General features: G+C 67.3%; 10 protein-coding genes, 1 tRNA gene and 2 pseudogenes. 7 read left to right on the top strand and 6 right to left on the bottom strand.

Annotated features, from left to right (window positions below):
* From ACE3P6_RS09390 to ACE3P6_RS09380, 3 genes and pseudogenes are all read right to left on the bottom strand, one after another.
* A pseudogene (locus ACE3P6_RS09390) lies at positions 1 to 730 on the bottom strand (anthranilate synthase component I); the annotation flags it as partial.
* Positions 730 to 2604 carry a SurA N-terminal domain-containing protein gene (locus tag ACE3P6_RS09385; protein WP_374394111.1) on the bottom strand — a complete coding sequence of 625 codons (1875 nt, stop codon included), beginning with the start codon at positions 2602 to 2604 and terminating at the stop codon, positions 730 to 732. The gene ACE3P6_RS09385 and the pseudogene ACE3P6_RS09390, both read right to left, overlap by 1 nt.
* 98 nt (positions 2605 to 2702) lie before the next feature.
* Entirely contained in the window at positions 2703 to 3881 is a 1179-nt protein-coding gene (locus ACE3P6_RS09380; RefSeq protein WP_374394108.1) for an aminotransferase, read from the bottom strand.
* A 138-nt stretch (positions 3882 to 4019) separates the two neighbouring features.
* Between ACE3P6_RS09380 and ACE3P6_RS09375 the strand changes: the two genes are divergently transcribed.
* Both ACE3P6_RS09375 and ACE3P6_RS09370 read left to right on the top strand, forming a co-directional pair.
* Positions 4020 to 4268 (top strand): type II toxin-antitoxin system ParD family antitoxin, encoded by a 249-nt coding sequence (locus ACE3P6_RS09375; RefSeq protein ID WP_374394105.1) that lies wholly within the window; start codon positions 4020 to 4022, stop codon positions 4266 to 4268.
* Positions 4265 to 4558 (top strand): type II toxin-antitoxin system RelE/ParE family toxin, encoded by a 294-nt coding sequence (locus ACE3P6_RS09370; RefSeq protein ID WP_374394103.1) that lies wholly within the window; start codon positions 4265 to 4267, stop codon positions 4556 to 4558. Before ACE3P6_RS09375 ends, ACE3P6_RS09370 begins: the two co-directional genes overlap by 4 nt.
* A 6-nt stretch (positions 4559 to 4564) precedes the next feature.
* Here ACE3P6_RS09370 and gpt read toward each other — a convergent pair whose 3' ends face one another.
* From gpt to fabI, 3 genes are read right to left on the bottom strand one after another with little or no spacing between them, the layout of a single operon-like run.
* Entirely contained in the window at positions 4565 to 5089 is a 525-nt protein-coding gene (gene gpt / locus ACE3P6_RS09365; protein WP_374394100.1) for a xanthine phosphoribosyltransferase, read from the bottom strand.
* A 12-nt stretch (positions 5090 to 5101) separates the two neighbouring features.
* Positions 5102 to 5716, bottom strand: a complete 615-nt coding sequence (locus ACE3P6_RS09360) for a LysE family translocator (protein WP_374394098.1) — start codon at positions 5714 to 5716, stop codon at positions 5102 to 5104.
* A complete protein-coding gene (fabI, locus tag ACE3P6_RS09355) occupies positions 5713 to 6543 on the bottom strand; it encodes an enoyl-ACP reductase FabI (RefSeq protein WP_374394095.1) in 831 nt (276 codons plus the stop codon). Before fabI ends, ACE3P6_RS09360 begins: the two co-directional genes overlap by 4 nt.
* 94 nt (positions 6544 to 6637) lie before the next feature.
* Between fabI and pdxH the strand changes: the two genes are divergently transcribed.
* The 5 genes and pseudogenes from pdxH (at position 6638) to ACE3P6_RS09330 (ending at position 10142) form a co-directional block, all read left to right on the top strand.
* Entirely contained in the window at positions 6638 to 7240 is a 603-nt protein-coding gene (gene pdxH, locus ACE3P6_RS09350; RefSeq protein WP_374394093.1) for a pyridoxamine 5'-phosphate oxidase, read from the top strand.
* A gap of 117 nt (positions 7241 to 7357) precedes the next feature.
* Positions 7358 to 7891: a cold-shock protein gene (locus ACE3P6_RS09345; RefSeq protein WP_374394091.1), complete on the top strand. Its 534-nt coding sequence runs from the start codon at positions 7358 to 7360 to the stop codon at positions 7889 to 7891.
* Positions 7888 to 8361: a DUF192 domain-containing protein gene (locus ACE3P6_RS09340; protein ID WP_374370827.1), complete on the top strand. Its 474-nt coding sequence runs from the start codon at positions 7888 to 7890 to the stop codon at positions 8359 to 8361. Before ACE3P6_RS09345 ends, ACE3P6_RS09340 begins: the two co-directional genes overlap by 4 nt.
* Positions 8362 to 8459: 98 nt before the next feature.
* A tRNA-Pro gene (locus ACE3P6_RS09335) sits at positions 8460 to 8536 on the top strand.
* Positions 8537 to 8734: 198 nt separating this feature from the next.
* Positions 8735 to 10142, top strand: a pseudogene (locus tag ACE3P6_RS09330) (YdiU family protein).
* Positions 10143 to 10248: the final 106 nt, after the last annotated feature.

Genomic DNA, 10248 nt, shown 5'->3' with positions numbered 1-10248 from the left:
GGATGTAGTCCTTCGCCTTCTCGACCGCCGCCTTGTAGCCCGAATGGGTGAAGTTCGACTGCGCCTCGCCCACCGGCGCGGTCTCGCCCAGGTCGCGCGCGGCAGACGGCGCCCGGTCGAGGTCACGCAGCGCATCCATCACCCGTTCCGCCGCCTGCGCATAGGCCGCCCGCGCCGAAAGGCCGCCCGCCACCCAGGCCGGGGCCACCACCGTCACCTCGCCCTTCACCCCGTCCAGCACGGCGACGACCGAGGGCCGGATCAGTTCCGCATCCGGCAGGCCCAGCGGGGCGGGGTTCACGTCGGGCAGGTTTTCCACCAGCCGGATCATGTCGTAGCCGAGATAGCCGAAGAGCCCCGCCGAGACCGGGGGCAAGCCCTCGGGCATCTCGATCCGGCATTCGGCCAGCAGGTCGCGCAGGGTCTGCAGCGGGGGGCCGGACAGGTCGGTGAACGACTGCCGGTCGAAGCGCGCCTCGCGGTTGATGCGGCTTTGCTGCCCGTGGCACTGCCAGACAAGGTCCGGCTTCATGCCGACGATGGAATAGCGCCCGCGCACCTCGCCGCCCGTCACCGATTCCAGCATGAAGGTGTCGGCGCGGGCATCGCCAAGCTTCAGCATCAGGCTGACCGGCGTGTCCAGGTCCGCCGCCAGCCGGGCCCAGACGATCTGGTTCTCACCCCGGTTCCAGCCCGCCTCGAACGCGGCAAAGGACGGCTGCAGCTGCATCAGGGCAGGCTCGTGTGAACCGCGTTGATCGCGGCCTGGTCCAGAGTGATCCCGGCCTCGGCCGCCAGCGCGGCAGTATAGGCGGCAAAGGCATCCTGCGAGATCGCCTGCCCCGCCTGCGCTTCCAGCGAGGCCTTGAGCGCGGCGGCATCTTCGCCTTCGGTCGCGGCGGGCATGATCTTGTCCAGCTGCACCACGGCGGTGAAGCCGTCGCCCGAGACGACCTCGACCGCGCCTTCCGCCAGCTTGAACACATCCGGCACAAGCGTGTCCGGCGCACCGGCGACAGTGCCGGTCCGGGCGGTTTCCGGCGTCACGTCGACGATGCCGAAGCTGCCGATCTTCGCCCCGCCTTCCAGCGCGGCCTTGATCTCGGCGGCGCGGGCGGCAAGCGCCTTGGCAACGGCCTCCTTGCGCCAGTCCTCGGCCACCTTGTCCTTCGCCTCGTCGAAGGGGATCGGCGCGGAGGGCACCACCTCGTCCAGCCTCAGCGCGACAAGACCGCCGTCATCCAGCACGATGGCCTCGGGGAAATCGTCCTGCTGCACCGCATCGGCGGCGGTGCGGAAGGCCTGATAGCCCTCGATCGCGCTGTCACCCTGCTGGCCCGGGACATGATCCACGGTCGCAAGCGCAAGGCCCGCTTCCTTCGCCAGATCCTCCAGCGTCGCGCCGCCGGCCAGAAGATCGTCGATCTCCTCGACCCGGTCGCTGATGACCTTGCGCGCCGCATCGGTCTGCAGCTCGGTCGCCAGCGTCTCGCGCGCGGCGTCGAAGCTTGTCTCCTCCGCCGCGAGGACCCCATTCACCCGGTACAGCGCCGGGCCAAGGTCCGAATCCAACGGCCCCGCCACGCCACCCTCGGCTGTCGCGAAGACCGCATCCCCCGCCGCGCCCAGATCAGCCTTGGACAGGTCGCCCTGGTCGATGGCATCCAGCGTCAGACCGCGCTCGGCCACCAGCGCCTCGAAGGTCGTGCCGGCATCCAGCTTGGCCTTCGCCGCCTCGGCACTGGCCTGGTCGGGGAAGACCAGCCGGTCGACGATCCGCCGCTCGGGGACCACGAACTCGGCGATACGGTCGTCATACAACTTCTTGAGCGCGGCCTCGTCGACCGGCTGATCCTTGGCGATCGCATCGGGCAGAAGCGCTGCATAGGTGATGCGCTTGGCTTCCGGCTTGGTGAAGCGGTCGATATGCGCGTCGTAATGCGCCTTCAACTCGGCATCCGTCGGCTCGGCCACCGGCACCGCAAGGTCGGCCTCGGTCAGCCGCAGCATCGAGAACCCCCGCCGCTCCGCGACCCAGTTGTAGAGCGTGTCGGTCATCGGCTTCGGCGCCGCAAAGCCACCACCCACCGCGCCCTGCAACAGCTCGCGGCTGATGTCGTGGCGCAGGTTGGCCTCGAACTCGGCCTCGCTCAGGCGGTTGCGGTCCAGCGTCATGCGGTAGGCTTCGCGGTCGAAGGTTCCCGAAGCGCCCTTGAAGCTGTCCATCTTCATGATCTCGGCCGCCACGACGTCATCGCCGACCGAAAGCCCCGCGCGCTGCGCCTCGTTGTCCAGCGCGGCGCGGTTGATGACGCTCTGGATCACCTGCTTGTCGATCCCGAAGCTCAGCGCCTCCTGCATCGAAAGCTGCTTGCCGATCTGCTGCGACAGCGCGCTGACCTGGCTCCGCAGGGCGCGGGCATAGTCGTCGGTGCTGATGTCGGTGCTGCCGACCGAGCCGATCTTCTTCACGCCGCCCGAGAAACTGGTCACGCCAAAGCCGCCAAGGCCGAGGATCAGCATCCCCATCAGGATCCAGACCGCCGTCTCCTGCGCCTTGCCACGCGGGCGCCGCTTGTCGTCTTCGGTCGGGGTCTTGGCCATGACTCTGCCTTCGGGTTGTTCCGGGTCAGGTGAATAGTGGGAACCCGGCAGGGGGGCAAGATCAAGATCACCCCCGGCCGTGGCGCTTCACGCCCCTGTCAGGCCCGGAAGGCCGCCAGCCGCCGGATCACCTCGGCGATGCCCTTCGCGTCCACGTTTGCGAAAGCGATGCGGATCTGTCGCTTCCCTGCCGCGCTGCCCTCGGGCTGGAACATCGTCCCCGGCAGCATGAGGAGCGAGGCCTCGCTGACCAGCCGCTTGCAAAGCGCATCGCTGGCCATGTCGAACGGGTGTTCCACATAGGCGAAATAGGCGCCGCAGCCGAGGAGCTTCCAGCCTTGCAGGGTCTTGAACCCCTCGACCATCGCCTTCCGGCGGGCAAGGATTTCGTCCCTCTCTCCGGCCACCCATTGCCGCAGGTTCCGCATCCCCCAGAGCGCGCCGATCTGGCCAAGCTGGCTGGGGCAGATCGCGACGGTGTCCAGGAACTTCTCCACTTCCGCCAGCCGCGCCTGGCTGGCGATGACAGCCCCTACCCGGTGCCCGGTCAACCGGTAGGCCTTGGAGAAGCTGTAAAGATGGATGAGCGTGTCCGCCCAGTCGGGATCGGCGAACAGGTCATGCGGTGCGCCGGTGCGGCTGTCGAAATCGCGGTAGGTCTCGTCCACGATCAGCGCGAGGCCCCTGGCGCGGCAGAGGTCGCGGAAGGCGGCCAGCGTTTCCGCCGGATATTCCACGCCCCCGGGGTTGTTCGGGCTGACCAGCACGATGGCCCGCGTCCGGTCGGTGATCAGCCTTGCCGCCTGGTCCGCCGAGGGGATCAGCGTTGCGTCGGTCTCCAGCGGCACCGTCGTGACCGAAGCCATGTCGAGCCACATCTTGTGATTGAAGTACCAGGGCGTGGTCAGGATCACCTCGTCCCCCGGCCCGGCCAGCGTTGCCATCACGGTGCAGAAGGCCTGGTTGCAGCCTTGCGTGATCGCGACCTGCGCCGGTGTGATCACCCCGCCATAGGTCGCCGACCATTGCGCCGCGATTTCCTCGCGCAGAGCCGGAAGGCCCAGAACCGGGCCGTAAAGATGCGCCTGTGGATCGTTCAGCGCGGCGTCGGCCAGCGCTTGCCGGAGGCCCAAGGGCGGGCTGTCCACCGGGGCCGCCTGGCTGACATTGATCAGGGGTCGGTCGGCGGGGAAGGTCACCCCCTCGATCCAGCGCCGTGCCTCCATCACCGGGGGCGGCTCGGTCGCGGCGAAGGCGGGGTTCAGCGGCAGGGTCATGTCGGTCTGTTCCTTGACGGGTCCCGCGAAGTGTCCCCGGATGCGCGCCGGTTGCAAGCCCCCTCGTCAGGGCTGATGTATTGAATTTTGGTATCGGATGGTATATCCTGCCATCGATCCACCAGAAGGACCCAGCCCATGCCCCGCAACACCTCCGTCTCGCTTGGCGACCACTTCACCAGCTTCATCGACACCGAGGTCCAGTCCGGCCGCTACGGTTCCGCCAGCGAGGTCGTGCGCGCAGGCCTCCGGCTGTTGCAGGAGCATGAGGCCAAGGTGAAGGCCCTGGAAGCCGCGCTGATCGAAGGCGAGGAATCGGGCCAGGCCGGACCGTTCGATTTCGAAGCTTTCAAGGCCAGGAAGCGGGCGGAGTATGAGGGCCGATGAAAGAACTCTCCTTCTCGCACCGAGCTAACGCAGACATCGACACAATCTGGGACTACAGCGCCAAGAACTGGGGGCCTGAGCAGGCGGACGACTATACCGACATGATCCGGGATACTTGCCAGTGGCTTGCCATTGGCCGGAAACATGGCAGAAAGTCGAGCATTCGCCCCGATTTCCTGAAATACAACTGCGGCTCGCACGTCATCTGGTATCGCGACCTGCCCGACCGGGTGGAGGTCATCCGCATCCTGCATTCCGCGCAGGACACCGAACGCCACCTGCACGACTGAAGGCGGTCAGTCCGCCCCGCGCATCGGCTGGACATATTGCAGCGCCATGTCCCAGGGAAAGAAGATCCAGGTGTCCTGGCTCACGCTGGTGATGTAGGTATCGGCCTGTTTCTCGCCCTCGGGCTTGGCGTAGACGCAGGCGAAATGCGCCTTGGGATACAGGCCGCGGATCAGTTCCAGCGTCTTGCCGCTGTCCACAAGGTCGTCGACGATCAGGATGCCTGCGCCGTCGCCCATCAGCTCGGCGTTCGGCGCCTTGATCACCTGCGCCTCGCGGCGCTGGTCGGCCTTGCCGCCGCCGGAGTGGTAGGATTTCACCGATATGGAATCGACCATGCGGATGTCCAGCTCGCGGCTGACGATCATCGCCGGAACCAGACCGCCCCGGGTGATCCCGACCACCGCCTTCCAGGTTCCGCCCTCGCCCGGCCCCTTGCCGTCCAGCCGCCAGGCCAGCGCGCGGGCGTCGCGGTGGATCTGGTCCCAGCTGACGTGAAACCCCTTTTCATGCGGCAAACGGTCGGCGGACATGGTTAGTCTCCCTTAAGTGGCGGCGATCTTGATGCCCAGAACCGCAAGAAGGCCGCCGAAGCTGCGGTCAATGACCGTCTTCAGGCTGATGTACCGCGCGCGGGTGCGGTCAAGCGAGAAGATGCGTGCAACTGCGGTGTTCCACAGCGTTTCCGAGGTAAAAATCACCGCAAGAAGTGCCAGATAGACCCAGAACGGCGTTGCAGGCGGCACCGTGCCCAAGAAGATTGCCGAAAACATCACGGCAGGCTTGGGATTGGCAAGTTGGGTAAACAGGCCAAGCCGGAAGGCCGAAAACGCCGAGCGCGGCACGGCATTTTCATCCCCGGTCGCGATCGGCTTCTTCGCGTCGCGCCACAGGTGCCAGGCCATCCACAGAAGATAGGCCGCACCGCCGATCTTCAGCGCCCAGAGCAATGCTGGCGCGACCGCAAAGATCAGGTTGAGCCCGAACATCGCCGCCGAGGCCCAGACCACCGCACCGGCCCCGATCCCGAGCGCCAGCATGAACCCGGTCCGCATCCCCTCGGTCAGCCCTGTCCGCGCCGACATGATCACCGCGGGCCCCGGCGAAATCGCCGCGAAGACCACCAGGCCCACGAAGATCATGAAGGCGGAAAAGCTCACTGGCCGCCCTCCTTCTTGCCGGTGACGATGTCGATGTCCGGCGCGTCGATCGCCTTCATGCCGACGATGTGATAGCCCGCATCGACATGCAGGTTCTCGCCCGTCGTGCCCGACCCGAGGTCGGAGAGCAGATACAGCGCCGCCTTGCCCACCTCTTCCTGCGTCACGTTGCGCCGCAAGGGCGAGTTCAGCTCGTTCCAGCGCATGATGTAACGGAAATCGCCGATGCCCGAAGCCGCCAGCGTCTTGATCGGCCCGGCCGAAATCGCGTTCACGCGGATGCCGTCCTTGCCCAGATCCTCGGCCAGGTACTTGACCGACGCCTCCAGCCCGGCCTTGGCCACGCCCATCACGTTGTAATGCGGCATGACCCGTTCCGCGCCGAAATAGGTCAGCGTCAAGAGGCTTCCCCCCGGCCCCATCATCGCCGCCGCCCGCTGGCAGACCGCGGTGAAGGAATAGACCGAGATGTCCATCGCCAGCGCGAAGCCCGCCCGCGAGGTATCGACATAGCGCCCCCGCAGCTCGTTCTTGTCGGCAAAGCCGATGGCATGGACCAGGAAGTCCAGTTGCCCCCATTCCGCCTTCAGCGCAGCAAACAGCGCGTCGATGCTCTCATCGCTCGCCACGTCGCATTCGTAAAGATGCGGCTGGCCCAGGCTTTCCGCCAGGGGCTCCACCCGCTTCTTCAGCGCCTCGCCCTGGTAGGAGAACGCAAGCTCCGCCCCCTGGGCCGCGACCGCCTGCGCGATCCCCCAGGCGATGGACTTGTCGTTCGCAAGCCCCATGATCAGGCCGCGCTTGCCTTGCATAAGTCCGGTTGACATTCCTGACCCCTCGCCCACTTTTCGTTTTCCGACGTGTAGGCGATGCGGGGCCAGCCTTCAAGGCAGGTCCTTAACGCGAAGGAAGGGAGTGCGCATGGACCGTTCGGGCATTTTCGCAGGCAGCGACCCCTTCGCAATCGCCCGCGCTTGGGCAACCGAAGCCGAGGCGTCCGAGCCGAACGATCCCAATGCCATCGCGCTGGCCACGGTCGACCCCGACGGGATGCCCAATGTCCGCATGGTGCTGCTGAAAGAGATCGAGGCCGATGCCTTCGTCTTCTACACCAACTATGGCTCGACCAAGGGGCAGGAGCTCGCCGCCTCGGGTAAGGCCGCCTTCGTGATGCACTGGAAGTCGCTCCGCCGCCAGATTCGCGTCCGGGGCAGCGTTACCCGCGAAGACGGGCCGCAGGCCGACGCCTATTTCGCCAGCCGCAGCCTGAAATCGCGGCTCGGGGCCTGGGCCAGCCAGCAATCACAGCCCCTCTCCTCGCGCGAGGCGCTGATGGCCGAGGCGGCGAAGGTTGCCCTGACCAAAGGGCCGAATCCAGCCCGCCCGCCCTATTGGGGCGGCTTCCGGATTCACCCTGTCGAGATTGAATTCTGGGCAGACGGCGCCTTCCGGTTGCATGACCGCTTCCGCTGGCGCAAGGATGCCGCGACGGCAGGCTGGACGATCGAAAGATTGAACCCTTAGGATTCGGTCACTTGGCGGACAATCTGCGGCGCGACTGCGGATTAGCCCTTGATAACGGCAGGGAACTTGCCCCAATTGTGCCGCCACAGGCTCATTCTGGGGAGAAGGCCTTAAGGAATGTCAGAAGAAGAAGAGGTCATGCATGTCGTGCATGGTCGCGTTAAGTGGTTTGATCCTTCCAAGGGGTTCGGTTTCATCGTTTCAGACCAGACGGATGCAGATATTCTCCTGCACGCGAACGTTCTGCGGAACTTCGGGCAGGGGTCAGTAGCAGACGGCGCAGGCATTGAAGTCCGCGTCCAACGTACACAACGCGGCGTTCAGGCCGTGGAAGTCCTGCGCATCGACCCGCCGGAAGGCGTGGTCCTGCCTTTCGGGGAAGACGCGGCCCAACTGGTCAGCGCCGATATCCTGGCGCTGCCGCTGGAACCGGCGCGGGTGAAGTGGTTCGACAAGGGCAAGGGTTTTGGCTTCGCCAATGTCTTCGGTCGCCCCGAGGACGTCTTCGTCCATGCCGAGGTGCTGCGCGTCTCGGGCTTCGCCGACCTTGCGGCGGGCGAGGCGGTGGCCTTGCGCATCATCGAGGGCAAGCGCGGACGCATGGCCGTGCAGGTCATCTCGTGGGAAGCCGCCGCGCGGGACAAGGCATGAAGGGCGCGCTCGCCGGCCTCTGCCTTCTGGCCCTGCCCGGCACCGCCTGGGCCGAGGCCGCCTGCGCACCGACCCGGCTCGACCTGCGCTGGGACGGCGGGCACGAGAGCTTTGCCGTCGAGGTCGCCGATGACGCCGGGGAACGCGCGCAGGGCCTGATGTTCCGCACCGAACTGGCCCCGGCCTCGGGGATGCTTTTCGTCTACGATAGCCCGAAACGCCCGAGCTTCTGGATGAAGAACACGCTCATCCCGCTGGACATGGTCTTCGCCGACGCGACCGGCACCGTGACCCGCGTCCATGCCGATGCCGTGCCGGGCGACCTGACGCCCATCGACGGCGGCGAGGGCGTGCAGTTCGTGCTGGAGATCAACGCGGGCCTTGCCGGGAAACTGGGCATCGCCCCCGGCACGGTCCTGCGTCACCCCGCGATCCCCGCCGCCACGGCGGCCTGGCCCTGCAACGGGTGACTGCGGCCTCGCATCGCCGCATCGCCGACAGCCTCCCCCGGCGACCGGTGCAGGCAAGGCTTTCCATTCCCGATCACTGCGGGTAAAGGGGCAGCAGTCGGGGCGTAGCGCAGTCTGGTAGCGCGACGGTTTTGGGTACCGTAGGTCGCGAGTTCGAATCCCGCCGCCCCGACCATCTCACCACCCAGCGCCCGACACCGCAGCCCGCGACGGCCAACCCGGCCCGCGCCTCTCCCTCCAAGCGCCTAACCTGCGGCTTCCTCTTGGCCCAAATACTCCCGCCGGAGGCTCAAGCCTGCCGCCGGGCACCGCCCCCCGGGGGACTTGCCGCACGGTGCCGCAAGGCGCATATCCCTCGGGAAAGGGGCGACCGATGACCATCACCTTCGACAATTCCTGGGCGCGCGACCTGCCCGGCACCTATCTGCGGGTTGCCCCCGATCCCGCCCCCGCCCCCCGGTTGCTGATGCTGAACCATCCCTTGGCTGCGGACCTCGGTCTCGACCTGACCGACGACCAGGCGCGGGACTGGTTCTCGGGCGCCAGCCTGCCCCCTGGCGCCGATCCCATCGCCCAGGCCTATGCCGGCCACCAGTTCGGCGGCTTCTCGCCCCAGCTCGGCGACGGCCGCGCGCATCTCCTGGGCGAGGTCGTCACCCCCGACGGTCGCCGCTTCGACATCCAGCTGAAGGGCTCGGGCAAGACCCCCTTCTCGCGCGGGGGGGACGGCAAGGCCGCCATCGGCCCGATGCTGCGTGAAGTCCTCGTCTCGGAATTCATGGCCGCGGTGGGTGTTCCCACCACCCGCGCGCTGGCCGTCGTGGCGACCGGACAGGAGATCTGGCGCGAGACGAAGCTCCCCGGCGCCGTCCTCGCCCGCGTGGCGGCCAGCCACCTGCGCGTCGGCACCTTTCAGTTCTTCGCCGCGCGGGGCGAACAGGACAAGGTGAAGGCGCTGGCCGACCACGCCATCGCCCGCCACTACCCCGACCTCGCGGGGGCGGAAAACCCATACCTCGCCTTCCTTGACGCCGTCATCGCCCGACAGGCCGCTCTCATCGCCCAGTGGATGGGCCTCGGCTTCATCCACGGCGTGATGAACACCGACAACATGGCGATCTCGGGCGAGACCATTGACTACGGCCCCTGCGCCTTCATGGAGGCCTACGCCCCCGGCACCGTCTTCTCCTCGATCGACCACCAGGGCCGCTATGCCTATGCCAACCAGCCGCTGATCCTCGGCTGGAACCTCGCCCGTCTGGCCGAAACGCTGGTCCCCCTCCTCGACCCGGTGCAGGAAAAGGCCATCGAGATCGCCAACGACCGCCTCTCCGGCATCGCCCCCCCGCTATCGCGCCGACTGGCTGGCCGTGATGCGCCGCAAGCTCGGCCTTGTCGGCGAAGACCCCGCCGATGCCCAACTTGCCGGCGACCTCCTCCCCGCGATGCAAGGCGCCGACTGGACCCTCACCTTCCGCCGCCTCGCCGACGCGGCCGCGCTGCGCCCCCTCTTCCCCGACTTCGCCGCGATGGAGGCCTGGCTCCCCCGCTGGCGCGCCCGCGCCGGGGATGGTGCCGCCGAACGCCTCGCGCAAGCCAACCCCGCCGTGATCCCGCGCAACCACAAGGTCGAGGACGCCCTCACCGCCGCGACCGAGGGCGACATGGCCCCCTTCCAGGCCCTCCTTTCTGCGATCCGCGCCCCCTTCACCGAGACCGAGCCCTACATGCTCCCCGCGCCCACCGGCTTCGGCCAATACGTCACCTACTGCGGCACCTGACCGGCGCTCCTCGTGCGCCTTCGGCTTCTCGTCGCCAGCGAGGAGCGCCGAAGGCGAACGACGAGCAACCCCAGAAGATTGACGCCCCGCGCCTTCCCGGCCACCA

The sequence above is a fragment of the Tabrizicola sp. genome (assembly GCF_041911175.1).
GTDB lineage: Bacteria > Pseudomonadota > Alphaproteobacteria > Rhodobacterales > Rhodobacteraceae > Tabrizicola.
This window is presented reverse-complemented; position numbering and strand designations above follow the sequence as displayed.